Source organism: Pararhodonellum marinum (assembly GCF_015354735.1).
In the GTDB taxonomy this organism is placed as follows: Bacteria; Bacteroidota; Bacteroidia; order Cytophagales; family Cyclobacteriaceae; genus Pararhodonellum; species Pararhodonellum marinum.
In genome coordinates, this window is sequence record NZ_JACEFJ010000005.1 from 194,818 (window position 1) to 220,325 (window position 25,508).

25 protein-coding genes and 4 tRNA genes are annotated in these 25,508 nt (G+C 43.9%); 26 read left to right on the top strand and 3 right to left on the bottom strand.

What is annotated here, in order from left to right; genetic code table 11:
* Nucleotides 1-66 precede the first annotated feature (66 nt).
* On the top strand, nucleotides 67-237 hold the full coding sequence (locus H1A14_RS11830; protein WP_194776463.1) for a hypothetical protein: 171 nt from the start codon (nucleotides 67-69) through the stop codon (nucleotides 235-237).
* 419 nt (nucleotides 238-656) lie between these two features.
* Here the strand turns inward: H1A14_RS11830 and frr are convergent, their stop codons facing one another.
* From frr to H1A14_RS11845, 3 genes are all read right to left on the bottom strand, one after another.
* Complete coding sequence (gene frr, locus H1A14_RS11835) at nucleotides 657-1,217, bottom strand: ribosome recycling factor (RefSeq protein ID WP_194776464.1); 561 nt, start codon at nucleotides 1,215-1,217, stop codon at nucleotides 657-659.
* Between the two features lie 9 nt (nucleotides 1,218-1,226).
* Nucleotides 1,227-1,937 (bottom strand): UMP kinase, encoded by a 711-nt coding sequence (pyrH, locus tag H1A14_RS11840; protein ID WP_194776591.1) that lies wholly within the window; start codon nucleotides 1,935-1,937, stop codon nucleotides 1,227-1,229.
* 105 nt (nucleotides 1,938-2,042) lie between these two features.
* Complete coding sequence (locus H1A14_RS11845) at nucleotides 2,043-2,537, bottom strand: acetyl-CoA carboxylase biotin carboxyl carrier protein subunit (RefSeq protein WP_194776465.1); 495 nt, start codon at nucleotides 2,535-2,537, stop codon at nucleotides 2,043-2,045.
* 48 nt (nucleotides 2,538-2,585) lie between these two features.
* On the opposite strand from H1A14_RS11845, the gene H1A14_RS11850 reads away from it, so the two are divergent.
* From H1A14_RS11850 to rplV, 25 genes are all read left to right on the top strand, one after another.
* A complete protein-coding gene (locus H1A14_RS11850; RefSeq protein ID WP_194776466.1) occupies nucleotides 2,586-5,159 on the top strand; it encodes a M1 family metallopeptidase in 2,574 nt (857 codons plus the stop codon).
* 168 nt (nucleotides 5,160-5,327) lie between these two features.
* Nucleotides 5,328-5,410: transfer RNA gene (locus H1A14_RS11855), tRNA-Tyr, on the top strand.
* A 45-nt stretch (nucleotides 5,411-5,455) separates the two neighbouring features.
* Nucleotides 5,456-5,528: transfer RNA gene (locus H1A14_RS11860), tRNA-Gly, on the top strand.
* A gap of 34 nt (nucleotides 5,529-5,562) precedes the next feature.
* Nucleotides 5,563-5,634 (top strand) — tRNA-Thr (locus H1A14_RS11865).
* Between the two features lie 63 nt (nucleotides 5,635-5,697).
* Nucleotides 5,698-6,885, top strand: coding sequence for an elongation factor Tu (tuf, locus tag H1A14_RS11870; RefSeq protein ID WP_194776467.1), 1,188 nt, complete (start codon nucleotides 5,698-5,700; stop codon nucleotides 6,883-6,885).
* A 112-nt stretch (nucleotides 6,886-6,997) separates the two neighbouring features.
* A tRNA-Trp gene (locus H1A14_RS11875) sits at nucleotides 6,998-7,068 on the top strand.
* 18 nt (nucleotides 7,069-7,086) lie between these two features.
* Complete coding sequence (gene secE, locus H1A14_RS11880; RefSeq protein ID WP_194776468.1) at nucleotides 7,087-7,275, top strand: preprotein translocase subunit SecE; 189 nt, start codon at nucleotides 7,087-7,089, stop codon at nucleotides 7,273-7,275.
* Between the two features lie 17 nt (nucleotides 7,276-7,292).
* Complete coding sequence (gene nusG / locus H1A14_RS11885; protein WP_194776469.1) at nucleotides 7,293-7,850, top strand: transcription termination/antitermination protein NusG; 558 nt, start codon at nucleotides 7,293-7,295, stop codon at nucleotides 7,848-7,850.
* Nucleotides 7,851-7,853: 3 nt separating this feature from the next.
* The gene (rplK, locus tag H1A14_RS11890) at nucleotides 7,854-8,297 is read left to right on the top strand and encodes a 50S ribosomal protein L11 (protein ID WP_194776470.1); all 444 of its coding nucleotides are present in this window, start codon (nucleotides 7,854-7,856) and stop codon (nucleotides 8,295-8,297) included.
* Nucleotides 8,298-8,307: 10 nt separating this feature from the next.
* Entirely contained in the window at nucleotides 8,308-9,006 is a 699-nt protein-coding gene (gene rplA / locus H1A14_RS11895) for a 50S ribosomal protein L1 (protein ID WP_194776471.1), read from the top strand.
* A gap of 2 nt (nucleotides 9,007-9,008) precedes the next feature.
* A complete protein-coding gene (rplJ, locus tag H1A14_RS11900) occupies nucleotides 9,009-9,548 on the top strand; it encodes a 50S ribosomal protein L10 (protein WP_194776472.1) in 540 nt (179 codons plus the stop codon).
* A gap of 48 nt (nucleotides 9,549-9,596) precedes the next feature.
* Nucleotides 9,597-9,977 (top strand): 50S ribosomal protein L7/L12, encoded by a 381-nt coding sequence (rplL, locus tag H1A14_RS11905; RefSeq protein WP_194776473.1) that lies wholly within the window; start codon nucleotides 9,597-9,599, stop codon nucleotides 9,975-9,977.
* A 155-nt stretch (nucleotides 9,978-10,132) separates the two neighbouring features.
* The gene (gene rpoB / locus H1A14_RS11910) at nucleotides 10,133-14,008 is read left to right on the top strand and encodes a DNA-directed RNA polymerase subunit beta (RefSeq protein ID WP_194776474.1); all 3,876 of its coding nucleotides are present in this window, start codon (nucleotides 10,133-10,135) and stop codon (nucleotides 14,006-14,008) included.
* 49 nt (nucleotides 14,009-14,057) lie between these two features.
* Nucleotides 14,058-18,368, top strand: a complete 4,311-nt coding sequence (gene rpoC, locus H1A14_RS11915) for a DNA-directed RNA polymerase subunit beta' (RefSeq protein WP_194776475.1) — start codon at nucleotides 14,058-14,060, stop codon at nucleotides 18,366-18,368.
* Between the two features lie 67 nt (nucleotides 18,369-18,435).
* On the top strand, nucleotides 18,436-18,762 hold the full coding sequence (locus H1A14_RS11920; protein WP_194776476.1) for a DUF3467 domain-containing protein: 327 nt from the start codon (nucleotides 18,436-18,438) through the stop codon (nucleotides 18,760-18,762).
* A gap of 100 nt (nucleotides 18,763-18,862) precedes the next feature.
* Complete coding sequence (gene rpsL / locus H1A14_RS11925) at nucleotides 18,863-19,246, top strand: 30S ribosomal protein S12 (RefSeq protein WP_194776477.1); 384 nt, start codon at nucleotides 18,863-18,865, stop codon at nucleotides 19,244-19,246.
* A 21-nt stretch (nucleotides 19,247-19,267) separates the two neighbouring features.
* Nucleotides 19,268-19,735, top strand: a complete 468-nt coding sequence (gene rpsG, locus H1A14_RS11930) for a 30S ribosomal protein S7 (RefSeq protein WP_194776478.1) — start codon at nucleotides 19,268-19,270, stop codon at nucleotides 19,733-19,735.
* Between the two features lie 5 nt (nucleotides 19,736-19,740).
* Nucleotides 19,741-21,858 carry an elongation factor G gene (fusA, locus tag H1A14_RS11935; RefSeq protein WP_194776479.1) on the top strand — a complete coding sequence of 706 codons (2,118 nt, stop codon included), beginning with the start codon at nucleotides 19,741-19,743 and terminating at the stop codon, nucleotides 21,856-21,858.
* A 12-nt stretch (nucleotides 21,859-21,870) separates the two neighbouring features.
* On the top strand, nucleotides 21,871-22,176 hold the full coding sequence (gene rpsJ / locus H1A14_RS11940; RefSeq protein WP_194776480.1) for a 30S ribosomal protein S10: 306 nt from the start codon (nucleotides 21,871-21,873) through the stop codon (nucleotides 22,174-22,176).
* Between the two features lie 256 nt (nucleotides 22,177-22,432).
* Nucleotides 22,433-23,065 carry a 50S ribosomal protein L3 gene (gene rplC / locus H1A14_RS11945; protein ID WP_194776481.1) on the top strand — a complete coding sequence of 211 codons (633 nt, stop codon included), beginning with the start codon at nucleotides 22,433-22,435 and terminating at the stop codon, nucleotides 23,063-23,065.
* A 4-nt stretch (nucleotides 23,066-23,069) separates the two neighbouring features.
* Nucleotides 23,070-23,699 carry a 50S ribosomal protein L4 gene (gene rplD / locus H1A14_RS11950; RefSeq protein ID WP_194776482.1) on the top strand — a complete coding sequence of 210 codons (630 nt, stop codon included), beginning with the start codon at nucleotides 23,070-23,072 and terminating at the stop codon, nucleotides 23,697-23,699.
* A 4-nt stretch (nucleotides 23,700-23,703) separates the two neighbouring features.
* Nucleotides 23,704-23,991: a 50S ribosomal protein L23 gene (gene rplW / locus H1A14_RS11955; protein WP_194776483.1), complete on the top strand. Its 288-nt coding sequence runs from the start codon at nucleotides 23,704-23,706 to the stop codon at nucleotides 23,989-23,991.
* 13 nt (nucleotides 23,992-24,004) lie between these two features.
* The gene (gene rplB / locus H1A14_RS11960) at nucleotides 24,005-24,826 is read left to right on the top strand and encodes a 50S ribosomal protein L2 (RefSeq protein WP_194776484.1); all 822 of its coding nucleotides are present in this window, start codon (nucleotides 24,005-24,007) and stop codon (nucleotides 24,824-24,826) included.
* Between the two features lie 2 nt (nucleotides 24,827-24,828).
* Nucleotides 24,829-25,107, top strand: a complete 279-nt coding sequence (gene rpsS / locus H1A14_RS11965) for a 30S ribosomal protein S19 (protein ID WP_194776485.1) — start codon at nucleotides 24,829-24,831, stop codon at nucleotides 25,105-25,107.
* 2 nt (nucleotides 25,108-25,109) lie between these two features.
* Nucleotides 25,110-25,499 carry a 50S ribosomal protein L22 gene (gene rplV / locus H1A14_RS11970; protein ID WP_194776486.1) on the top strand — a complete coding sequence of 130 codons (390 nt, stop codon included), beginning with the start codon at nucleotides 25,110-25,112 and terminating at the stop codon, nucleotides 25,497-25,499.
* The last annotated feature ends 9 nt before the right edge of the window (nucleotides 25,500-25,508 follow it).

A 25,508-nucleotide genomic window follows, 5' to 3' on the forward strand; every position in this document is an offset into this window, starting at 1 on the left:
TGAAGCCTTTTTTTTTTGGGAATGGGCTAAAACCACATTCCTAGTGATGTTTTAAAATGTGGAATTATGTTGCAACATTTTCCGTCACCTGCCACACTTTTTACCGTCACCTTGAGCCTGCCGAAAGGTCTACGTTCTTTCGGAGCAGATGATCTTCGTATTTTCGGAGAGATGCCTGCCCGTCCGTCAGGCGGGCCTGCCCCAAAATACAGGCGGGCTTTGGCAGGCTCAGCATGACGCTTTAGTACGGTCTGAGACGTCTATCTGGCGAAGGTTCTTCGAAATTTTGAAAACCGCCACACCTTTTACTGTCACCTTGAGCCTGCCGAAAGGTCTACGTTATTTCGGAGCGAATAATCCTTGTATTTTCGGAGAGAAGCCTGCCCAAAACTACAGGCGGGCTACTGCATTCTCAGCATGACGTTTTAGTACGGTCTGAGACTTCTATCTGGCGAAGGGTCTTCGAAATTTTGAAAACCGCCACACCTTTTACCGTCACCTTGAGCGGAGCGAAGCCTGCCCGCCAAAGGAGGGAGTCTTCGTATTTAATGGAGAAATTCCTCCCAAATAAGATTCGACCGTCCAGATTTTAATCCCAAAAAAAAGCCATCCTTGTCCCCAAGGATGGCTTTTTAATCGCAAACATAGCTTGGTCCTCAGACCTTCATGATTTCCGCTTCTTTTTTCTCCAGAAGCTCATCGATTTTGGTGGAATATTGATCGGTGAATTTTTGTACCCGTTCTTCTGCCCTTTTGATTTCATCTTCTGAGATGCCCTCTTTCTGCAGTTTCTTTAAGGCATCGTTGGTGTCTTTTCGGACGGTACGGATACTGATCTTGCCTGATTCACATTCCATTTTGGCCTGCTTGGCCAACGTTTTTCTTCTTTCCTCGGTAAGGGGAGGAATGGAAAGCAAGACGATTTCGCCATTGTTTTGAGGGGCAAGACCCAGGTCTGAATTGACGATGGCTTTTTCGATTTCACTGATCAGGTTTCTTTCCCATGGTTTGATGGTCAGCGTCCTTGCATCAGGCGTGTTTATGGAAGCCACCTGTTGGATGGGTGTAGGAGCGCCGTAATACGAAACCAATAACCCATCCAAAAGATTGGGCATGGCTTTGCCCGCACGGATCTTCAAAAGTTCACTGCTGGTATGTTCTACCGCTTTTTTCATCAATTCCTGTGTTTCTTCCAGTTGCAATTCAATTTCTTCCATGTCTTTAGCTTATTTTGAAGTGATTAAGGTGCCTACTTTTTCACCTTTTACAAGTTTTTCCAGGTTGCCGGGTTTGTTCATGTCAAAAACAATGATCGGCAGGTTATTTTCCTGACACAGGGTAAAGGCCGTCATGTCCATGATGTTGAGGTTTTTTTCATAGGCCTCTTGAAAGGATAGGGTGGTGTAACGGGTAGCGGTTTTGTCCTTTTCCGGATCGGAGGTATACACCCCGTCGACCCTTGTACCTTTTAGTACCACCTCAGCCTCTATTTCTATGGCCCTCAAACTGGCCGTGGAATCCGTAGTGAAATAAGGATTGCCGATTCCGGCGCCGAAGATCACAATCCTTCCTTTTTCCAAGTGTCGGATGGCCCTGCGGCGGATAAAGGGTTCGCAGACGCTTTCGATTTTAATCCCGGACATCAATCGGGTATAGTTGCCGTTTTGCTCCAAGGCACTCTGTAGTGCCATGGCATTGATGAGTGTGGCCAACATGCCCATGTAGTCTCCCTGTACCCGGTCTATGCCTACATTTTCAGCCTGAACTCCTCGAAAGATATTGCCTCCTCCGATCACGATGGCGATTTCTACCCCCAAATCCTTTACTTTTTTGATTTGTTTGGCGTATTGTTCAAGCCTTTTGGAGTCTATGCCATAGCTTTTTTCGCCCATTAAGGCTTCACCACTGAGTTTCAATAAAATTCTTTTGTACTTGATCATTTTGGACTTTAATTGAGGCTTGGTTTAGCTGAAAATTGTTGGATTGCTATTTATAAACTTGACAAATATAATTTCTAGTATTTAGAATATTAAATCCATTCATCAAAATTGAATTAAAACCTGATTTTTTTCCACGCTTTGTCCTTGCTTGACTTTGATCTCTTTGACTATGCCATCTCCGGGAGATTTCAAAATATTTTCCATTTTCATGGCTTCCAATATCAACACTGCATCGCCCTGCCTGACTTGGTCTCCTACCTTGACTTTAATGTCAAAAATCAATCCAGGCATGGGGGCTTTGATGTCTTTGACCATGCTTTGATCTGGCAATTTCATGCCCAATTTATCCAGCAAAATATCAAATTTATCTTGAATGGAGAGCACTGTACTCTTGTTGTTGATCCTCAGTTCCAATCGTTTTTCTTGGTGGTCAATTTCTATCAATTCCAAAGTGTAAGATCGGTTTTCATGGATCACATGAAAGGTGCGGTCATTGATCTGATGGATATCTAGATCCAATAAAACCCCGTCAACACGAAAACCCTCTTCTTTTTTTTCTACATTTAATTTTTCTTGACCTATTGTTACTGAATACATTTTTCTAATTTTAGCGCTAAATATACAATTAATCTTTAAAAGGCTTTTATGAAAAGGAATTACCTCTTGGTTTTGGTGCTCGTTGCTCTTTTTCTCACCCAGTGTCAATCCAAAAAAAACGCCATCTCAGAAGTTGGAAAAACCCAAACGCCTCAGGTGGAAAGGGTAAAACCTTTGGCAAAAACCGTGGACTTGGTACAAAGAGAAGCCTTGATCGCTCAATACAGGTCAACCGAGGAAAGGAAATTTGATTTACTGCATACATCTTTGGATCTTAGATTTGATTATGAACAAAAAAACGTCAGAGGAGTCGCAGAACTTACTTTAAAGCCGTTTTTTTATGAACAAAATATCCTGCATCTGGATGCTAAGGACTTTGAGATTCATGAAATTTCACTGCTCAATCCGAAAGAAGCTAGGGAGTTGGCCTTCAGATATGATCAGCAAAAGGTTGAAATCTATCTTCCCAAAACATACACTGCCAAAGATACCATTCATTTGAAGATGCGGTATACCGCTTATCCTGAAAAGGGGAGCGGTATGGGCAGTCAGGCAATTACAGATAACAAAGGGCTTTATTTTGTCAATACCAAAGGAAATGATGGATTGCCTGATCAGATTTGGACACAAGGTGAGACCGAGCACAATTCAAAATGGTATCCTACCATTGACAGCCCCAATGAGAGAGCCACACAGGAAATCAAGTTAAATGTGCCCAATAAATATGTGACCATCAGCAACGGGATTAAGGTAGGCCAAACAGGTCACGCTGACGGAAGCCGAACGGACCACTGGAAAATGGAATTGCCCCATGCCCCTTATTTGGCGGCAGTAGTCGTAGGGGACTTTGTCAAAATTGAGGACCAATGGGAAGACATACCACTGGGCTATTGGGTAGAGCCAGAATTCAAGGAAGGGGCTAAACTCGTCTTTAAAAATACGCCGGAAATGATTGGCTTTTTTTCTGAATTGTTGGATGTCCGGTTTCCTTGGCCTAAGTATGACCAAGTGGTGGTCAGGGATTTTGTGTCGGGAGCCATGGAAAACACCACAATCTCAGTTTTTATGGAGGGGCTTAACCTGAATGAAAGGGAGGCCATTGACCATGATTGGGATGGGATCATCGCCCATGAGCTTTTTCACCAGTGGTTTGGCAATTATGTCACCACTGAATCTTGGTCTCATCTTCCATTAAATGAAGCCTTTGCCAATTATTCGGAATACTTGTGGGATGAGTATAAATATGGAAGGGATGATGCAGACATCGGTCATGTATCCGAAATGGAGCAATATCTGGCCGAATCAGAAGAAAAAAAAGAAGATTTGATCCGGTTTTACTATGACACCCCGGAAGACATGTTTGACAGCCATTCCTATGCCAAAGGTGGCAGGGTGCTGCATATGTTGCGTAAATACCTCGGTGATGAGGCTTTCTTCGAAGGCTTGCGCCTTTATCTCAAGCAAAATGCTTTTTCCAGTGTGGAAATCCATGATCTGAGGCTGGCCTTTGAAAAGGTCTCCGGTAAAGACCTGAATTGGTTTTTCAACCAATGGTTTCTGGATGCAGGTCATCCCATCCTCGAGGTAGACTTTGACATGAGTGAGCCTGATAACATCCTGCTGACCGTTGCCCAAAGACAAGACATGGCTTCTGCCCCGCTTTATAAGCTTCCTTTCAAAGTAAGCTGGTATAAAAAAGGGGAGCGCTTTGAAAAAACCTTTATGCTCGAAAGGGGAATGGATTATTTTGCTTTGGAAAATGGTCCAGGTACGGATATGGTGCTTTTTGATGAATCTTTGGAAGTATTATCTCAGAAAATCACCTACCGAGATGCTGACCATTTTAAGAAGCAAGCGTTGGAATCCCATTTCGGAATTGCCCGCTATGAGGCCCTAGACAGTCTAAGCCAGCATTACCAAGACGAGGTACAGACCTTGGAAGCGTTGTATGCCGCCATGGGAGACAAGTTCTGGGCCAACCGCAACCTTGCCCTGACCCGGCTTTCAGCCTTTGACGATATTCAGCAACTTCCAGATTTCTGGGAAGAAAAAATTTTCCAGTTGGCGGAATATGACCCCAAAAACTCCGTTCGCTCCACAGCCATTGAATTGCTCAACAAGATCAATCCGGATAAATATGCGATGATGTTTTACCGACTCCTCAATGATCCTTCCTATTACGTGGCTGGATCTGCTTTGGAGGCATTTCTGGAAGGCAACCATGGAATGGACAAGGAGGCAGTGGTCAAACGCTTCGAGCATGAAAACAACATCCGGATTTTAGTCCCTCTGGCCGATTATTTTACCCGCAATGCAGTGCCGGACAAGGATCTTTGGTTTCAGAAGAAGGTGGAGGCCTTGCAGGGCGAATCCTTATATTATTTCATCGGCTACTATGGGGACTATTTTGTAAAAGTCAAGCAGTCCAACCAAACCATGGCCATTGACAAACTGTATGATCTGGCCAAAAACCATCAGGCTTATTATATCAGGCTAGGCGCTTTCCAATCCCTTTTTGGTTTTATTGACAAAAAAGGTATTCCTGAAAAAGTGAAGAATTTGTATGAATCCGAGACCAACGAGTTGGTCAAAAGGTATCAGGAATTTTACCTTGATATCTAGTGCTTTAATCCCTAATCTTCTGTAGCTGAAACGTTTGAAAATGGCAAAATAAAATTTTCGGGGATTTTTTTCTTTTAATTTTGAATGTTTCAGAAAAGGGTATAATTTTGCCATCCGTTAAAGAAGGCAAAAGGTCTTTAAAGCGGTTAAAAACCAAAAAAATCAGTTGGGGGAATACCAAAGCGGCCAACTGGGACGGACTGTAAATCCGTTGACTTATGTCTTCACAGGTTCGAATCCTGTTTCCCCCACTTTTATTATCGGCAAAATGTGTTAATTTTGCAGTTCGTAAAAATGCGGGAGTAGCTCAGTTGGTAGAGCGGCAGCCTTCCAAGCTGCAGGTCGCGGGTTCGAGCCTCGTCTCCCGCTCTATGCTTTTAATAGCATAAGGGTAATGTAATCAGCCGACGTAGCTCAGGGGTAGAGTGCTTCCTTGGTAAGGAAGAGGTCACGGGTTCAAATCCCGTCGTTGGCTCAGATACATTGAAAATTAAATAAATTTATTTCAAACACTAACTAAAACAGAGGATTTTCACGCATGGCAAAAGCAACCTTTGACCGTTCCAAACCGCACGTAAACATCGGTACGATTGGTCACGTAGACCATGGAAAGACAACATTGACTGCTGCCATTACTAAGGTATTGGCGGAAAAGGGTCTTTCTGAATTAAGAGATTTCTCTTCTATCGACAATGCTCCCGAAGAAAAAGAAAGAGGTATCACTATCAACACATCTCACGTAGAGTATCAGACTGAGAAGAGACACTACGCGCACGTAGACTGTCCTGGTCACGCTGACTACGTTAAAAACATGGTAACAGGTGCTGCCCAGATGGACGGTGCAATATTGGTAGTAGCAGCTACTGATGGACCTATGCCTCAAACAAGAGAGCATATCCTGCTTGCCCGTCAGGTAGGTGTACCAGCTCTAGTGGTATTTTTGAATAAAGTAGACATGGTGGATGATCCAGAACTGCTTGAATTGGTAGACATGGAAGTAAGAGAATTGCTTTCTTTCTATGAATTTGACGGGGACAACATCCCTGTGATCCAAGGATCAGCTCTTGGTGCCTTGAATGGCGAAGCCAAGTGGGTAGATACCGTAATGGAATTGATGAATGCAGTAGATGAGCACATTCCGCTTCCTGAGCGTTTGATCGACAAGGACTTTTTGATGCCAGTGGAAGACGTGTTCTCCATCACTGGTCGTGGTACAGTGGCTACTGGTAGAATCGAAAGAGGAGTAATCAACTCCGGTGATCCAGTGGACATCATCGGTATGGGAGCTCAGGGATTGAAGTCTACCGTAACTGGAGTGGAAATGTTCCGTAAGATTTTGGACAGAGGTGAAGCTGGTGACAACGTTGGTTTGTTGCTTAGAGGCATCGAAAAATCCCAAATCAAAAGAGGAATGATCATCTGTAAACCAAACTCTGTAAAGCCACACGCTTTATTCAAAGCAGAAGTTTACGTACTTTCAAAAGAAGAAGGTGGACGTCATACTCCATTCTTTAACAAATACCGTCCTCAGTTCTACTTGAGAACCACAGATGTAACCGGTGAGATCATGCTTCCTGAAAATGTGGAGATGGTAATGCCAGGTGATAACGTGACCATTGAAGTGACTTTGATCAACAAAGTGGCTTTGGAAAAAGGTCTTCGTTTTGCGATCCGTGAGGGTGGTAGAACAGTAGGAGCCGGTCAGGTTACTGAAATTCTTGACTAATCACACATTATCAATATTTATTCAAATGCGATCTTGAAGTTTTTCGGGATCGCATTTGTTTCTTTGGACATAGTTGTGTAATTTTGCAGTCCTTTTGGGGGCTTAAATTTCTACGGGCATAGTTCAATGGTAGAATAGCGGTCTCCAAAACCGTTGATGGGAGTTCGAATCTCTCTGCCCGTGCAATCAAATAGTATAACCATGAATGTAAAAAATTTTGTTGTCGAGTCCATCGATGAGATGAAAAACAAGGTCACTTGGCCGAAGTATTCATCTTTACAAAATAGTGCTGTATTGGTTCTTGTTGCCTCATTGATATTTGCCTTGGTAATCGGGGTAATTGATCTGGGTTTCGAGAACCTGATGAAGTGGTTTTATGACTTATTTTAATAGAATATAAATTACGGATGGCTGAACACAAATGGTACGTACTCCGGGTGGTAGCCGGGCAAGAGAAGAAAGCGAAGACTTATCTCGACAATGAAATTGCCCGTCAAAAACTTGATGAATTTATTCCTGAAGTTTTGATACCAGCAGAGAAGGTTTACGAGATGCGCAATGGTAAAAAGCGGGTCAGGGAGAGAAATTTCTTTCCGGGCTATGTTTTGGTCAATGCGGATCTGACCAACGGTGAGGCCAATCACGTGATTACAAGCATTCCGGGTGTTATCGGTTTCTTAGGATCAAACCAAGGGGGGGCTTCCAAAACCCCTGAACCATTACGGCAGTCAGAAGTCAACCGGATCTTAGGTCGGGTTGAGGAGATTGATGAGTTTGCGGAGAAACTGGATACGCCATTTATAGTAGGAGAGACCATAAAAGTAATGGATGGTCCCTTCAGTGGCTTCTCGGGAACAATAGAAGAGGTATTTGAAGACAAGAAAAAACTCAATGTTATGGTGAAGATTTTCGGTCGAAATACCCCAGTAGAATTAAACTTTATACAAGTAGAAAAACAAGATTAGGAAATGGCTAAGGAAATCACTGGTTATCTGAAATTACAGGTGAAAGGTGGTCAGGCTAATCCATCTCCTCCGGTTGGTCCTGCCCTTGGATCCAAGGGTTTGAACATCATGGAGTTCTGTAAGCAGTTCAATGCCAGAACTCAGGAAAAAATGGGACAAATTGTTCCTGTACTTATCACGATTTATTCGGATAAGACGTTTGATTTTGTAGTCAAAACCCCTCCGGCAGCAAACATGCTGATAGAGGCGGCCAAAATCAAAAGTGGCTCTGCTGAGCCCAACAGGAAGAAAGTAGGTTCTGTATCCTGGGATCAGGTAAAAGAAATTGCTGAGGTGAAAATGCCTGACCTGAATGCCTTCAAGATTGAATCAGCGATGAAAATGATCGCCGGTACAGCAAGAAGCATGGGAATCACAGTTTCAGGAAAAGCTCCTTGGGAGGAATAAAATCAAAAAAATGGCTAAGTTAACAAAAAAGCAAAAAGAAGCTCTTTCTAAGTACGACGCAAGCCAACAGTACTCCCTGGCTGAAGCTTCTTCAATCGTCAAAGACATCACACTTACCAAGTTTGATGCATCTGTTGATCTTGATGTCCGATTGGGCGTGGATCCTCGGAAGGCAGACCAAATGGTAAGAGGAGTGGTGGCTTTGCCTCATGGAACGGGAAAAGAAATCAAAGTTTTGGTTTTGTGTACCCCTGACAAAGTAGAGGAAGCGAAAGAAGCTGGTGCAGACTATGTTGGTTTAGACGATTATATCGCCAAGATTGAAGGTGGGTGGACTGACATTGACGTCATCATCACTACACCTAGTGTCATGGCTAAAGTGGGTCGTTTAGGTAGAGTTTTGGGTCCAAGAGGCTTGATGCCCAACCCAAAATCAGGAACTGTGACCATGGAAGTGGGCAAAGCAGTTAGAGAAGTTAAAGCTGGAAAGATAGACTTTAAAGTAGACAAGTTCGGAATCATCCATGCCAGTGTTGGCAAGGTGTCTTTTACCCCTGAGAAAATTCAGGAAAATGTGAAAGAATTGGTGATGACCATCTCTAAATTAAAGCCTGCTTCTTCCAAAGGTACTTATTTTAAAAGCATCCATTTGTCGAGCACCATGTCGCCAGGCATCATCGTAGATAAAGGGAGTATTCAAGGAATTTAATCATGACTAGAGACGAGAAACAAGTAATAATCGAAGGTCTTACTGAGAAATTCAAGGAAACCCCGCATTTCTATATTACAGATGCATCCGGTTTCAGTGTCGCTCAGATCAATGCCTTTAGAAAAGTGTGTTTTGAAAAAGGTGTAGAGTACAAAGTGTACAAAAACACCTTGATCAAAAAGGCGCTTGAAAATCAGGAAGCTGATTATTCAACCTTATCAGAACAAGCGCTTAAAGGATTTTCAGGAATCATTTTCTCTCCTGAAACTTCAAACCTTCCTGCCAAAATCCTAATTGACTTTAGGAAAAAGTTGGGGAAAAAAGCAACCAAACCTGCGCTCAAAGGAGCTTCTATAGATACGGACGTTTTCATCGGTGAAGAAAACCTTGAATTACTGTCCAAACTTAAATCTAAAGAAGAACTTCTGGGAGAGGTCATCGGATTGCTCCAATCTCCAGCCAAAAATGTGATCTCCGCTCTACAAAGCGGTCAGCATACCTTGGCAGGTTTGGTCAAAACACTCTCCGAAAGGGAATCATAATTTCAATCAATTCAATCAGTAACAAACAACAATTAAATTTATAATACAATGGCAGATCTTAAAGCATTCGCTGAGCAGTTGGTAAACTTGACTGTTAAAGAGGTTAGTGAGTTAGCCGCTATTTTGAAGGACGAGTATGGCATCGAGCCTGCTGCTGCAGCAGCTACAGTAGTAGCTGGTGGTGCAGGAGCTGGTGAAGCAGCCGCTGAAGAAGAAAAAACTTCTTTTGACGTTATTTTGAAAGCCGCAGGCGGAGCAAAATTGGCAGTGGTTAAACTTGTAAAAGAATTGACCGGTCTTGGCCTGAAAGAAGCTAAAGAAGTAGTAGACTCTGCTCCTAAAGCCATCAAAGAAGGCATCGCAAAAGACGAGGCTGAAGCACTTAAGAAGTCTCTTGAGGAAGCTGGTGCTGAAGTAGAGATTAAATAATTTGAATAACCTTGCCAATTAGGTAATGGTTATCCAAAGAAGACCTGACTTTTAAGTCAGGTCTTTTCCTGTTTGTGCACAGGTACAAAATTGCACTATTCCAAGCTTTAATTAGCTTAATACTAGAAAAATTTTCACTATAAACAAATACTGCCTTGGCTATCCAGAATCAAACCGTAAGGAAAAGTTTCTCATCCATTAAGGTAGTCAAAGACTATCCAGACTTTCTCGACATCCAACTTCAATCATTCAAAGATTTTTTCCAGTTGGATACTCCCGCAGAGAAAAGAAGGCAAGATGGTCTGTTCAAGGTGTTCTCCGAGAATTTCCCGATCAGTGACTCCAGAGAGAACTTTACCCTTGAATTTATTGACTACACCGTAGATCCCCCCAAATATAGTGTGGGAGAGTGTATTGACAGAGGCCTGACCTATTCAGTGCCCCTCAAAGCCAAACTACGCCTCCTTTGCCATGATGAGGACAATGAGGATTTCGAGACCATCGAACAGGAAGTATTCTTGGGCAACCTGCCCTACATGACCGAAAAAGGTTCCTTTGTCATCAATGGCGCCGAACGTGTCATCGTGTCTCAGCTGCACAGGTCTCCCGGGGTGTTCTTTGCCCAAAGCAAGCACACGAACGGTACCAAACTGTATTCTGCCAGGATCATTCCTTTCAAAGGCTCATGGATCGAATTTGCAACTGACATCAACAATGTCATGTACGCATACATCGACAGGAAAAAGAAATTCCCCGTAACGACATTGCTTAGAGCTATTGGTTACGGTTCAGATAAAGAAATATTGGATCTCTTTGGCCTTTCTGAAGAAGTTCCTGCCAATAAATCTACCCTGAAGAAAATCACAGGTAGAAAATTGGCTGCCCGGGTATTGAAAACCTGGGTGGAAGACTTTGTGGATGAAGATACCGGTGAAGTCGTTTCTATTGACAGAAACGAAGTGTTGTTGGAAAGAGACTCCATCCTATCGGACGAAGACATAGAGCTGATCCTGGAATCAGGTGCCAAAAGCGTCATCCTGCACAGGGAAGATGTGAATGTGGCTGATTACTCTATCATCTACAATACCTTACAGAAGGATAACTCAAATTCTGAAAAAGAAGCCGTAGAGGTAATTTATAGGCAATTAAGAAATACCGAAGCACCTGATGAGGCGACTGCAAGGGAAGTAATCCACGGATTGTTCTTCTCAGACAAGCGTTATGATCTGGGTGAGGTAGGTCGTTATAGAATCAACAAAAAGCTGGGGCTGAACATTGATTCCCTGAAAATTGTCCTTACCACTGAAGATATCATCAGTATTGTAAAATACCTGATCGGTTTGATCAACTCCAAAGCAGTAGTCGATGACATTGACCACTTGAGCAATAGGAGAGTAAGAACAGTGGGCGAGCAGTTGTACAGTCAATTCGGTGTGGGACTGGCCAGAATGGCCCGTACCATCCGTGAAAGAATGAACGTAAGGGACAATGAGGATTTCAAACCGGTAGATTTGATCAATGCAAGGACGCTGTCCTCTGTGATCAACTCCTTCTTTGGAACCAATCAGCTTTCCCAGTTCATGGATCAGACCAACCCGCTTGCGGAACTGACCCACAAAAGAAGACTTTCTGCTTTGGGTCCCGGTGGACTTTCCAGAGAAAGAGCAGGATTTGAAGTAAGGGATGTGCACTACACCCACTACGGTCGACTTTGTACCATCGAAACCCCTGAAGGACCAAACATCGGTTTGATTTCTTCCCTTTGCGTTCACGCCAAAGTGAATGCCATGGGATTCTTGGAAACCCCTTACCGAAAAGTAGCAGAAGGCAAAGTAAATATGAATCAGGAAGACATCGTGTTCCTGACCGCAGAAGAAGAGGATGACAACAATATCGCTCAGGCCAATGCTCCTTTGGATGAAAAAGGAAATTTCGTCAACGAAAAGGTAAAAGCCAGATTTGAGGGTGACTTCCCGGTATTGGAACCCAAGGAAATCAGCTACATGGACGTGGCCCCAAATCAGATCGTATCTGTGGCAGCATCGCTTATTCCATTCTTGGAGCATGATGATGCCAACCGGGCGCTGATGGGATCCAACATGCAGCGTCAGGCCGTTCCGTTGCTAAAAGCAGAATCTCCGATCGTGGGTACAGGACTTGAGGCCAAAGCCGCAACCGACTCGAGATCGCTGATCATTGCTGAAGCCAATGGTGTGGTGGACTATGTGGATGCCAAAAAAATTGTGGTTAAATATGATCTTTCTGAAGATGACCTTTTGGTCAATTTCAGTGATGAATATAAAACATATGACCTGATCAAATTCAGGAGAACCAATCAAGACACGACCATCAACCTTTCTCCTTTGGTGCTCAAAGGGGAAAAAGTTACAAAAGGTCAAGTCTTGGTAGAAGGTTATTCCACTTCCAAAGGTGAATTGGCGCTTGGTAAAAACCTGAGAGTAGCCTACATGCCTTGGCAGGGTTATAACTTTGAAGATGCCATTGTAATTTCAGAACGGGTGGTGAGGGAAGACATCTTCACTTCTATCCACATCGAAGAATTTCAGCTTGAAGTAAGGGACACCAAGAGGGGTGAAGAGGAATTGACCTCTGAAATTCCAAATGTCTCTGAAGAAGCGGTGAAAAACCTGGATGAGAACGGGATCATCAGAATCGGTGCCGAACTGAAAGAAGGAGACATCATCATCGGTAAAATCACCCCTAAAGGTGAAACAGACCCTACTCCGGAAGAAAAACTGCTAAGGGCCATTTTTGGTGACAAAGCAGGGGATGTAAAAGATGCTTCTTTAAAGGCCTCTCCTTCCTTGAACGGTGTGGTGATCGAAACCAAACTCTTTTCCAGACCTAAAAAAGACAAGGACCTAAGGGTAAAAGCTAAGGCGGAAGTTGAAAAGCTTAAGTCTAAATATGCCAAGGACCTTTTGGGTATCCGTGCCAGAATGATCAACAAGTTGATCGATATTCTGGATGGAAAAACTTCTCAGGGCGTAAGGCATAAATTCGGTGATGAGATCATCAGCAAAGGAATGAAATTCAATGCAAAAAACATTGAGCAGAATTTATTCCCTGCCAAAAATCCTTACCGTGACGAAAGCAATTACAATGTGCCAGAGGAAGCGAACCTGGTTTCTGATATCATCTTGGATGATTGGACAGAGGACGCCCATATCAATTCTCTAGTACAGAAATTGGTGAAAAATTACGTGAACTCCAGAAACGAGATTTCTGGCAGATTCAAAAGAGATAAGTTCACCCTCGAAGTGGGAGATGAATTGCCTGCAGGAATCGTACAGCTGGCCAAAGTCTATGTCGCCAAGAAGCGGAAGCTGAAAGTGGGCGATAAGATGGCAGGTCGACACGGTAACAAAGGCATCGTGGCCAGAATCGTTAGAGAAGAAGACATGCCTTTCCTGGAAGACGGAACCCCAATGGATATCGTATTGAATCCGCTAGGTGTACCATCCAGGATGAACATCGGTCAGATTTTCGAAACGGTATTGGCGTGGGCTGGACAGAAACTGGACAAGAAATACGCAACACCGATCTTTGATGGGGCCACCATGGAAGAAGTAGCCAAGGAACTGGAGGATGCAAAACTTCCACCTTATGGCAGAACTTACTTGTATGATGGACTATCCGGTAAGCGCTTTGACCAGCCTGTAACCGTAGGAATTACCTACATGCTGAAACTGGGTCACCTAGTGGATGACAAAATGCACGCAAGGTCCATCGGGCCATATTCCTTGATCACGCAGCAGCCTTTGGGTGGTAAAGCCCAATTTGGTGGACAGCGATTCGGGGAGATGGAAGTATGGGCATTGGAAGCATTCGGTGCTTCTCATGTGTTGCAGGAGATCCTGACAGTGAAGTCTGATGATGTCATCGGTAGGGCCAAGGCCTATGAAGCCATCGTAAAAGGAGAGAACCTTCCGAAACCGAACATTCCGGAATCCTTTAACGTTTTGGTGCATGAACTGAGAGGTCTTGCCCTTGAGATTACATTAGACTAATTGAAAAAAAATGGGCCGAAAGGCCCTTCACATACTCACTGATTAAATTATGGCGTTCAGAAAAAATAAAAAACTAAACATCGACTTTTCCAGAGTCACCATAAGTTTAGCTTCCCCAGAATCCATTCTGGACAGCTCCCATGGTGAAGTGACGCAGCCGGAAACCATCAACTACAGAACCTATAAGCCTGAAATGGGTGGTTTGTTCTGTGAGCGAATTTTCGGTCCTGTGAAAGACTGGGAATGTCATTGTGGAAAATACAAGCGCATAAGATATAAAGGCATCATCTGTGACAGATGTGGTGTAGAAGTGACAGAAAAGAAAGTGAGAAGGGAACGAATGGGCCATATCGAATTGGTGGTTCCTGTCGCTCACATCTGGTACTTCAAATCCCTGCCAAATAAAATCGGTTACTTGTTGGGATTGCCTACCAAGAAACTGGATCAGATTGTCTATTATGAAAGATATGCCGTCATCCAAGCTGGCGTGAAGGCTGAAGATGGTATCCAATACCTGGATTTCCTCACTGAGGACGAGTACTTGGACATCATGGACAAGCTTCCTAAGGAAAACCAAATGATGGACGACGAAGATCCCAATAAATTCATCGCCAAAATGGGTGCTGAAGCCATTGAGATGTTGTTGGCCAGACTGGATTTGGATGATCTTTCTTACAGCTTACGTCACCAAGCTGCCACTGATACTTCACAGCAAAGAAAAGCGGAAGCTTTGAAGAGGCTGAAAGTAGTGGAAGCCTTTAGAGAAGCCCGAACCAGAATTGAAAACCGTCCGGAGTGGATGGTGGTCAGGATGGTTCCTGTCATTCCACCGGAATTAAGACCTTTGGTGCCATTGGACGGTGGTAGATTTGCCACTTCTGATTTGAATGACCTTTACAGAAGGGTCATCATCCGAAACAACCGATTGAAAAGGTTGATCGACATCAAAGCGCCAGAAGTGATTCTGAGAAACGAAAAAAGGATGCTTCAGGAAGCGGTGGATTCCTTATTCGATAACTCAAGAAAAGTAAATGCAGTAAGATCCGATGGAAACAGGGCATTGAAGTCACTTTCAGACATGCTGAAAGGAAAGCAAGGCCGATTCCGTCAAAACCTGTTGGGTAAAAGGGTGGATTACTCCGGTCGTTCTGTGATCGTGGTAGGCCCTGAACTTAAGCTGCATGAATGCGGATTGCCTAAAAATATGGCGGCAGAATTGTTCAAGCCTTTTATCATCAGAAAACTGATTGAAAGAGGCATTGTCAAAACTGTAAAATCAGCCAAGAAAATAGTAGACAGAAAAGATCCGGTAGTATGGGACATCCTGGAAAACGTATTGAAAGGACATCCGGTATTGCTTAACAGAGCGCCAACTTTGCACCGATTGGGTATTCAGGCTTTCCAGCCTAAACTTATCGAAGGCAAAGCCATTCAATTGCACCCACTCGTCTGTACTGCCTTTAACGCGGATTTTGACGGTGACCAAATGGCTGTACACGTTCCTTTGGGACATGAAGCCATTTTGGAAGCGTCTACTTTGATGCTTTCCTCACACAATATCCTGAACCCTGCAAATGGGGCACCGATTACTGTTCCTTCCCAGGATATGGTGTTGGGCCTTTACTATGTGACCAAAGGAAAGAAATCCACCCCTGAAGAGGTAGTGGATGGTGAAGGAATGACATTCTATGGAGAGGAAGAGGTACTTATTTCTTTAAATGAAGGAAGGGTATCCCCTCATGCCAACATCAAGTGTAAGGTTTCTGTAAGAACGGAAAGCGGAGAATTGGAAGATAAAATCATCGATACCGTAGCCGGTAGGTTGATTTTCAACCAGTTTGTTCCTAAAGAGGTTGGATTTGTAAATGAGCTGTTGACCAAGAAAAAGCTACAGCAGATCATCGCTACAGTAGTAAAAATCTGTGGGGTAGCAAGAACAGCCCAATTCCTGGATGATATCAAAAATCTTGGTTTCAAGATGGCTTATGAAGGTGGGTTATCTATGGGACTGAATGATGTGATCATTCCTGAGGAAAAAGATCCATTGATCAACAAAGCCAAAGATGAGGTTGACCAGGTATGGAACAACTATCTGATGGGTTTGATCACCGACAACGAAAGATACAACCAGGTCATTGACATCTGGACCAGAACCAACTCTAATCTGACCAACATTCTGATGAGACAGATGGAAGAGGATAAGCAAGGTTTCAATGCGATATACATGATGATGCACTCAGGAGCGAGAGGTTCCAGAGAGCAGATTCGTCAGCTAGGCGGTATGAGGGGTCTGATGGCCAAGCCACAGAAAAACCTTCAGGGTTCAGTTGGAGAAATCATCGAAAACCCGATTCTTTCCAACTTTAAAGAAGGATTGGATGTATTGGAATACTTTATTTCCACCCACGGTGCCCGAAAAGGACTTGCTGATACAGCTTTGAAAACAGCTGATGCAGGTTATTTGACAAGAAGGCTTGTGGATGTAGCCCAAGACATGATCATTTCTGAAGATGACTGCGGCACCTTGAGGGGATTGATCGTTCAGCCATTGAGGGACAACGACGAGATCGTGGAACCGCTTTCCGAAAGAATTCTGGGTAGGGTGTCTGTCCACGATGTTTACCATCCGATCACAGATGAATTGATCGTACCAGCAGGTGTGGAAATCACGGATGAGATTGCCCGAAATGTAGATGAATCTCCGATAGATGAAGTTGAAATCAGATCTGTACTGACCTGTGAAACCAGAAGAGGTGTCTGCGCCAAATGTTATGGACGCAACCTGGCCACCGGTAACATGGTGCAAGTAGGGGAATCTGTAGGTGTAATCGCCGCTCAATCTATCGGTGAACCAGGTACTCAGTTGACCTTGAGAACCTTCCACGTAGGGGGTACAGCGTCCAACATTTCCGTTGAAGCAAGTATCAATGCCAAATTTGACGGAGTGGTCGAATTTGACGAAGAATTGAAATGGATCGATACTACCAATAAGGATGGTGAGAAAGTTTCTATCGTGATGGGTAGATCCGGTGAGATCAAAATCAATGATGTAAAATCCGGTAAGACCCTGGTGTCGAACCACGTGCCTTACGGCGCGATACTGAATGTCAAGGACGGTCAGAAATTGGCCAAAGGAGATTCTCTCTGTACTTGGGATCCATACAATGCTGTGATTTTATCCGAATACGATGGAGAGGTTGCTTTTGAGGCAGTCATTGAAGGCATCACTTACAAAGAAGTGGCTGATGATCAGACAGGCTATAGAGAAAAAGTAATCATAGATACCAAGGACAAAACCAAAAACCCCGCAGTGGTGGTGGAATACGGAGACGAAAGCAAGTCCTATAACGTTCCTGTCGGCGCCCACTTGGCGGTAGATCAGGGCGAAAAGGTAAAAGCTGGTCAGATCCTGGTAAAAATCCCACGTTCTGTTGGAAAAACCAGAGACATCACCGGTGGTTTGCCTAGGGTAACTGAATTGTTCGAGGCCAGAAACCCATCCAATCCGGCTGTGGTTTCCGAAATCGACGGTGTGGTAACCTATGGTGGCATCAAGAGGGGTAACCGTGAAATCTTCATTGAGTCCAGAGATGGGGTGAAGAAAAGATACATGGTTTCTCTTTCCAAGCATATTTTGGTGCAGGAAAATGATTTCATCAGAGCAGGTGAGGCTTTGTCTGATGGAGCGATTACTCCAAATGACATCCTTTCCATCAAAGGCCCAACGGCGGTGCAGGAATACCTGGTCAATGAGATTCAGGAAGTTTACCGACTACAAGGTGTAAAAATCAATGACAAGCACATCGAGGTTATCGTAACCCAAATGATGCAGAAAGTTGAGATCTTGGATGCAGGGGACACTGGATTCCTTCAGGGTCAGATTGTAGACAAGTGGGCGTTCCGTGAAGAGAACGACACCATCTTGGACAAAAAAGTGGTTATGGATGCCGGAGATTCCAGCACCTTAAAGCCAGGTATGATCATCACTGCTAGAAGGCTTAGAGATGAGAATTCCAGTCTGAAACGGAAAGACCTCAAGCTAGTGCAGGTAAGGGACGCAGAAACAGCCGTTTCCAAACCTACCTTACAGGGTATAACTGCCGCGTCTTTGGGAACTGAAAGCTTTATTTCAGCAGCTTCCTTCCAGGAAACCACCAAAGTATTGAGTGAAGCTGCGATCCGAGGCAAGCGAGATGAACTTCTGGGACTGAAAGAAAACGTGATTGTGGGCCATTTGATCCCTGCCGGAACCGGTCAGAGACATTTCCACAAAATGATCGTAGGGTCACAGGAAGAATATGACAAATTGACCGCAGAGAAAGAAAAATCTATGAAGAGAGCCAAAGAGGTGATCAGATAAGATTTTAGGTTCTAATACAATAAAGGCCTGTAAGCGTAATTTACAGGCCTTTTTCAATCAAATGCATATGGAAGAGGACAAAAAACAACCCCCAAGGGGAGATCAGCAGATCAATGTAGAATTGCCTGAGGAAGTGGCGGAAGGCATTTATTCCAATCTAGCCATGATCGCGCACAGCAATTCGGAATTTGTGGTGGACTTCATCAGACTTATGCCAGGCGTACCCAAGGCCAAAGTAAAATCACGGATCATCATGACCCCGGATCATGCCAAAAGGTTATTGGCTGCCTTGAAGGACAACATTGAAAAATACGAACAAGCATTTGGCAAGATTCCAACCGGAGGAGCTGCCCCGCAGTTTCCGCTCAACTTTGGAAGTCCCGGTGAAGCCTAACAAAAATATAACACGTTAATTTTGTTTGTTTTATTGATTTCACTACCTTTGCAGTCCAAAATTTAACAGTTTAAAGAAGCAAAATAAATTTTATCAGTTAATGCCTACTATACAACAGTTAGTAAGAAAAGGTAGAAACACCCTTGAGACCAAGTCAAAGTCAAGAGCACTTGACGCTTGCCCTCAGCGTAGGGGTGTGTGTACCAGGGTGTACACTACCACGCCTAAGAAGCCGAACTCCGCGATGAGGAAGGTAGCCAGGGTAAGATTGACGAATGGAAAAGAGGTGAATGCTTATATTCCTGGTGAGGGTCACAACTTGCAGGAGCACTCCATAGTTTTGATTAGGGGTGGTCGTGTTAAGGACCTTCCAGGTGTGAGGTATCACATCATCCGAGGTGCATTGGATACTGCCGGAGTAAAAGACCGTAAGCAAGGTCGCTCCAAGTACGGTGCGAAGCGTCCTAAAGATGCCAAGAAATAAGAAAAACACATTTAAGAAATAATGAGAAAAGCGAAACCAAAAAAGAGATATATTCTTCCTGACCCGAAGTTCAATGATACTTTGGTCACCAAGTTTGTGAACTGCCTTATGGTAGACGGGAAGAAGAGTATTGCTTACAAAATCTTCTACGATGCGGTAGCTAAAGTAGAGGATAAAACAGGTGAGAACGGTCTTGAGGTTTGGAAAAAAGCGCTTACCAACATCACTCCTGCCGTAGAGGTAAAGAGTAGAAGAGTTGGTGGAGCAACATTCCAAGTGCCAATGGAAGTCAGACCCGAAAGGAAAACGTCACTTGGAATCAAATGGATGATCACCTATGCAAGAAAAAGGGGTGAGAAGACCATGATGGACAGATTAGCGGGAGAGATTATGTCTGCTTCCAAAGGAGAAGGCGCGGCAGTGAAGAAAAAAGATGATACGCACAGGATGGCAGAAGCCAACAAAGCATTCTCACATTTTAGATTTTAATAGTAATGGCCAGAGATTTAAAGTACACTAGGAACATCGGTATTGCTGCACACATTGATGCAGGTAAAACTACTACCACTGAAAGAATCCTTTTTTATTCCGGCGTAAGCCATAAAATAGGTGAAGTTCATGATGGAGCAGCTACCATGGACTGGATGGCACAAGAGCAGGAAAGAGGGATTACCATCACTTCGGCTGCCACCACCGTTTTTTGGAATTACAGAGATCAAAAATACCAAATCAACATCATCGATACACCAGGTCACGTGGATTTTACCGTAGAGGTAAACAGGTCGCTCCGGGTCTTGGATGGGTTGGTATTCCTTTTCAGCGCTGTAGACGGGGTAGAGCCTCAGTCTGAAACCAACTGGCGTCTGGCAGATAATTATAAAGTAGCCCGAATCGGATTTGTCAACAAGATGGACCGTGCAGGTGCTGATTTTCTTGATGTGTGCAAGCAGGTCAAAGAAAAATTGGGTAGCAATGGGGTGCCTTTGCAGTTACCCATTGGTGCAGAAGAAAAATTCAGAGGGGTAGTTGACCTGATCAACAACCGAGCCATCATCTGGAACGAAGATGACTTGGGCATGACGTACGAGGAAGTTCCCATTCCAGCAGATATGGAGGAAGAAGTGGCCGAGTATAGAGAGCACCTTTTAGAAGCTGTTGCTGACTACGACGAGTCATTGATGGAGAAATTCTTCGATGATCCCGATTCCATCACAGAAGCTGAAATATTGAAAGCGCTAAGAGCGGCAACCATCGACATGAAAATTGTCCCTATGGTCTGCGGATCATCTTTCAAAAACAAAGGAGTACAGACCATGTTGGACCTGGTGATGGAACTGTTGCCATCTCCTATGGACAAAGATGATATCGTTGCTACTTCTTTGGATTCAGAAAAAGACGTTAAAATCAGTCCTGATGAAAACGAACCTTTTACCGGTTTGGCTTTCAAAATTGCTACCGACCCATTTGTGGGTAGGCTATGTTTTGTAAGGGCTTATTCCGGCAAGCTGGAATCCGGTTCTTACATTTTCAACAGCCGTTCAGGAAATAAAGAAAGAATCTCAAGGGTATTCCAGATGCATGCCAACAAGCAGAACCAAATCGAAAGATTGGTAGCTGGTGATATTGCTGCGGTGGTTGGGTTTAAAGACATCAAAACCGGTGATACCCTTTGTGACGAAAAGCGTAAAGTAGTTCTGGAATCCATGGTATTCCCAGAGCCAGTAATCGGTTATGCCATCGAGCCTAAAACGCAGGCTGATGTGGATAAACTGGGTATGGCCATTGCCAAACTAGTAGAGGAAGACCCTACGCTTCAGGTCAATACTGACCACGAAACCGGTCAGACCATCTTGAGAGGTATGGGTGAGCTTCACTTAGACATCATTATAGACCGATTGAAAAGAGAGTTCAAGGTTGAAATCAACCAAGGTGCTCCTCAGGTGGCATATAAAGAAGCTCTATTCAGTTCGGTTGAGCATAAAGAAGTTTACAAAAAGCAAACCGGTGGTAAAGGAAAATTTGCCGATATCGTATTTGAACTTGGACCCAAGGACAAAGATCCTGAGACAGGTGAGATCAAACAAGGTTTGGACTTTGTCAATGGCATTGTAGGTGGTGTGATTCCGAAAGAATTTATCCCTGCGATCCAAAAAGGATTCAACGAGGCCATGAAAAACGGTCCATTGGCGGGTTACCCCATTGAGTCCATGAAAGTAAGGCTTTTCCACGGATCTTTCCACGATGTCGATTCCGATGCCCTTTCCTTTGAATTGGCAGCTAGAATCGGATTTAAAGAGGCAGCTAAAAAGTGTAAGCCAGCCCTTTTGGAACCCATCATGGCGGTGGAAGTGGTTTCTCCTGATGAATATACCGGCCCCATTACCGGAGATTTGAACAGAAGAAGGGGATTGATGAAAGGAATGGATACCAAAGGCACTTCCAGCGTAATCAAAGCTGATGTCCCTTTGTCTGAGTTGTTCGGTTATGTTACTGACTTGAGGACCATCACCTCTGGTAGAGCTACCGCTTCTTTGACCTTCTCTCATTATGAGCCTACTCCGACCAACATAGCGGAAACTGTGATTGCAAAAGTAAAAGGCGAGAAAGTCTAAATTCTATCGAAAATGAATCAGAAAATCAGAATAAAATTAAAGTCTTACGATCACAGCCTGGTGGACAAGTCATCTGAGAAGATCGTAAAAGCAGTGAAATCTACCGGTGCCATTGTAGTGGGACCGATTCCATTGCCTACCAAAAAAGAAAAGTTCACCGTATTGAGGTCTCCTCACGTGAACAAGAAAGCCAGAGATCAGTATCAACTTTGTACTTACAAAAGGTTGGTGGATATTTATTCCAACAGCGGTAAGACGGTAGATGCTTTGATGAAGATCGAACTCCCTAGCGGTGTCGATGTAGAAATCAAAGTCTGACCTGCCTACAACATATCAGTGAAAAACCTACACCTTATGCGGTGTGGGTTTTTATTTTGTCATTTTTAAAAACGCAGTTCATTTCTTTCGATCCATGCCTAGGTTGAATTGCTTTTTAAGGAGATTATTTTACGTAAATGTTTGAAAATATATAAGTTGTAATTTGTTAGCTGATGATAAATTACTAACTTTGCAGTCCTTTAAAAAGGGCACAGGTGCGTAAACGCCTGTGTACAATAATATTATACAACAGAAGATGTCTGGAATAATAGGAAAAAAAGTAGGAATGACTAGCATTTTTAGTGCCGATGGACGAAATGTCGCATGCACGCTAATAGAAGCTGGTCCTTGCGTAGTTACGCAAGTAAAAAATGTTGAATCAGACGGGTACAACGCTGTTCAGCTGGCATTTGGTGAGCGTAAGGAAAAAAATACGCCTAAGCCACTGATGGGCCATTTCAAAAAGGCCGGCACCACGCCGAAGCAGAAAGTTGTAGAATTCAGGGATTTTAGGATTGAGTTTGAAGGTCAGGTAGACCTCGGCAAAACCGTAAATCCTGATGGTGTATTCGTAGAAGGTGACTTTGTTGATGCCATTGGCACTTCTAAAGGAAAAGGATTCCAAGGTGTGGTAAAACGCCATGGTTTTGCTGGTGTAGGTGGACAAACCCACGGTCAGCACAACAGACAGAGGCACCCAGGCTCTATCGGAGCGTGTTCATGGCCTTCCAGGGTATTCAAAGGAATGCGTATGGCAGGAAGAATGGGCGGAAACAGGGTGAAAGTATTGAACCTCAGAGTACTCAAAATTTATCCTGAAAAGAATTTGATTCTTGTGAGCGGCTCAGTGCCGGGCGCAAAGAATTCTTTCGTTATCCTAGAGAAGTAAGCAAATGGAATTAGCAGTATTTAAACATAACGGCGAAGATACCGGTAGAAAAATCACCCTTTCAGATGATATTTTCGCTATCGAGCCCAATGATCATGCGATCTATTTGGATGTAAAGCAGTATCTGGCTAACCAAAGACAGGGAACGCACAAGTCCAAAGAAAGAAACGAAATAGCAGGTTCTACCCGAAAAATCAAAAAGCAAAAAGGAACTGGTGGTGCGAGAGCAGGATCCATCAAGTCTCCGCTTTTCAGAGGTGGAGGAAGGGTATTCGGTCCAAGACCGAGAGATTACTCTTTCAAACTGAATAAGAAATTAAAACAATTGGCCAGATTTTCTGCCCTTAGCTACAAAGCCAAGGACGAAAGTGTCATGGTATTGGAAAACATCAGCTTTGATGCACCAAAGACCAAAGACTATTTGGCTCTGTTGAACAGCCTGAATCTTACTGGCCAAAAGACACTTCTTGTTCTTCCGGATTACGACAAAAACGTGTATCTGTCCAGCAGAAACATTCCTAAGACCAATGTCCTGGCTGTAAGCGACATCAATACCTATGCGGTGTTGAATGCCGACAAACTGGTATTGTGTGAAGGTGCCTTGGACAAGTTAGAAACCCTTTTATCGAAGTAAGACAATGGATATACTAAAAAAGCCTTTGATTACGGAAAAGATTTCTGCGATGAACGAACGAGGAGTTTATGGGTTTGTGGTAGAAAAAACCGCAACTAAGCCAGAAATCAAAAGAGCCGTTGAGAAAATGTATGGTGTGAAGGTCGTCGGCGTAAGAACGATGCGTTATGCTGCAAAGCATAAAACAAGATACACCAAAAATAAAATTGTAAGTGGTTTCACCAATTCCTTTAAAAAGGCTATCGTACAAGTTGCTGAAGGTGAAATCATAGACTTTTACGGAGAAATTTAATTGAATCAGAATCATGGCAGTTAAAAAATTAAAGCCTGTTACTCCGGGTACCAGATTTAGGGTGGCGCCGGCTTTTGACGAGATTACCAAGTCAAAGCCCGAGAAATCCCTGCTGGCACCTATCAAAAAGTCAGGTGGTAGAAATAGCGCAGGAAAAATGACCGCCAGGTATATCGGTGGTGGCCATAAGAAAAGACTTAGAATCGTTGATTTTAAGAGAGATAAGTTCGGTGTTCCCGGTGTGGTAAAAGCCATTGAGTATGATCCCAACAGGACTGCTCGTTTAGCTTTACTGTATTACGTGGATGGTGCCAAAGCTTATATCATCGCACCGGAAGGTTTGCAAGTAGGACAAACGGTGATTTCCGGTGAGACCGTTGCCCCGGAAGTGGGCAACGCCATGCACATGTTCAATGTACCTTTGGGTACCATCGTTCACAATATCGAGCTTAAGCCCGGTAAAGGAGCAGTGTTGGCAAGAAGTGCAGGAACCTATGCCCAGGTAGTGGCCAGAGAAGGAAAATACGTGACCATCAAATTGCCTTCAGGCGAGATGAGGTTGGTGTTGGGTGTCTGTATGGCAACTGTAGGGGTGGTGTCAAATGGAGATCACATGAACGTGGTGCTTGGAAAAGCCGGTAGGAAGCGTTGGTTGGGCAGAAGGCCCAGGACAAGAGGTGTAGCCATGAACCCTGTCGATCACCCTATGGGTGGTGGTGAGGGCCGTTCATCAGGTGGACACCCAAGGTCGAGAAAAGGGTTGCTTGCCAAAGGTAAGAAAACCCGCTCTCCCAAAAGATATTCAAACAAGTACATCATCAGTAGACCGAAATAATTATGGCACGTTCGTTAAAGAAAGGCCCTTATATCGCACATCACTTGGGCAAAAAAGTAGAGGTAATGAACGAATCGGGAAAGAAATCCGTGATCAAAACCTGGTCAAGGAGATCCATGATTTCGCCGGATTTCGTCGGACATACTTTTGCTGTGCACAATGGCAACAAGTTTATCCCGGTATTTGTCACCGATAACATGGTTGGCCATAAACTGGGGGAATTTGCTCCTACCAGAAACTTTAGAGGTCACATTGCCAAAAAAGATAAAGGAAAGAGATAATCATGGAAGCAATAGCAAAATTAAACAATGCCCCTACTTCACCCCGCAAAATGCGATTGGTGGCTGACCTTGTAAGAGGGAAGCGTGTAGGCCAAGCTTTGAGCATTCTGAAGTTTACACCTAATAACGGTGCTCCCAAATTGGAGAAACTTCTGCTTTCCGCAGTGGCCAACTGGCAGGCTAAGAACCCTGATGCAAAATTGGAAGAAGCCGATTTATATATCAAGACCCTAACCGTAGACGGTGGACGAATGCTAAAAAGGTTGAGACCTGCACCGCAGGGAAGAGCCCATAGAATTCGTAAAAGATCAAATCATGTAACGCTGATAGTCGATGCCTTGAATAGCACCGTTACCGCTGATGAAGTAGAAACTAAAGAAAACGCTAATTAAAATCAAACT

Coding starts and splice junctions, on each gene's coding strand:
- H1A14_RS11830 (WP_194776463.1), top strand. CDS start 67: ATGTTGCAACATTTTCCGTCACCTGCCACACTTTTTACCGTCACCTTG.
- frr (WP_194776464.1), bottom strand. CDS start 1,217: ATGGAAGAAATTGAATTGCAACTGGAAGAAACACAGGAATTGATGAAA.
- H1A14_RS11845 (WP_194776465.1), bottom strand. CDS start 2,537: ATGTATTCAGTAACAATAGGTCAAGAAAAATTAAATGTAGAAAAAAAA.
- H1A14_RS11850 (WP_194776466.1), top strand. CDS start 2,586: ATGAAAAGGAATTACCTCTTGGTTTTGGTGCTCGTTGCTCTTTTTCTC.
- tuf (WP_194776467.1), top strand. CDS start 5,698: ATGGCAAAAGCAACCTTTGACCGTTCCAAACCGCACGTAAACATCGGT.
- secE (WP_194776468.1), top strand. CDS start 7,087: ATGAATGTAAAAAATTTTGTTGTCGAGTCCATCGATGAGATGAAAAAC.
- nusG (WP_194776469.1), top strand. CDS start 7,293: ATGGCTGAACACAAATGGTACGTACTCCGGGTGGTAGCCGGGCAAGAG.
- rplK (WP_194776470.1), top strand. CDS start 7,854: ATGGCTAAGGAAATCACTGGTTATCTGAAATTACAGGTGAAAGGTGGT.
- rplA (WP_194776471.1), top strand. CDS start 8,308: ATGGCTAAGTTAACAAAAAAGCAAAAAGAAGCTCTTTCTAAGTACGAC.
- rplJ (WP_194776472.1), top strand. CDS start 9,009: ATGACTAGAGACGAGAAACAAGTAATAATCGAAGGTCTTACTGAGAAA.
- rplL (WP_194776473.1), top strand. CDS start 9,597: ATGGCAGATCTTAAAGCATTCGCTGAGCAGTTGGTAAACTTGACTGTT.
- rpoC (WP_194776475.1), top strand. CDS start 14,058: ATGGCGTTCAGAAAAAATAAAAAACTAAACATCGACTTTTCCAGAGTC.
- H1A14_RS11920 (WP_194776476.1), top strand. CDS start 18,436: ATGGAAGAGGACAAAAAACAACCCCCAAGGGGAGATCAGCAGATCAAT.
- rpsL (WP_194776477.1), top strand. CDS start 18,863: ATGCCTACTATACAACAGTTAGTAAGAAAAGGTAGAAACACCCTTGAG.
- rpsG (WP_194776478.1), top strand. CDS start 19,268: ATGAGAAAAGCGAAACCAAAAAAGAGATATATTCTTCCTGACCCGAAG.
- fusA (WP_194776479.1), top strand. CDS start 19,741: ATGGCCAGAGATTTAAAGTACACTAGGAACATCGGTATTGCTGCACAC.
- rpsJ (WP_194776480.1), top strand. CDS start 21,871: ATGAATCAGAAAATCAGAATAAAATTAAAGTCTTACGATCACAGCCTG.
- rplC (WP_194776481.1), top strand. CDS start 22,433: ATGTCTGGAATAATAGGAAAAAAAGTAGGAATGACTAGCATTTTTAGT.
- rplD (WP_194776482.1), top strand. CDS start 23,070: ATGGAATTAGCAGTATTTAAACATAACGGCGAAGATACCGGTAGAAAA.
- rplW (WP_194776483.1), top strand. CDS start 23,704: ATGGATATACTAAAAAAGCCTTTGATTACGGAAAAGATTTCTGCGATG.
- rplB (WP_194776484.1), top strand. CDS start 24,005: ATGGCAGTTAAAAAATTAAAGCCTGTTACTCCGGGTACCAGATTTAGG.
- rpsS (WP_194776485.1), top strand. CDS start 24,829: ATGGCACGTTCGTTAAAGAAAGGCCCTTATATCGCACATCACTTGGGC.
- rplV (WP_194776486.1), top strand. CDS start 25,110: ATGGAAGCAATAGCAAAATTAAACAATGCCCCTACTTCACCCCGCAAA.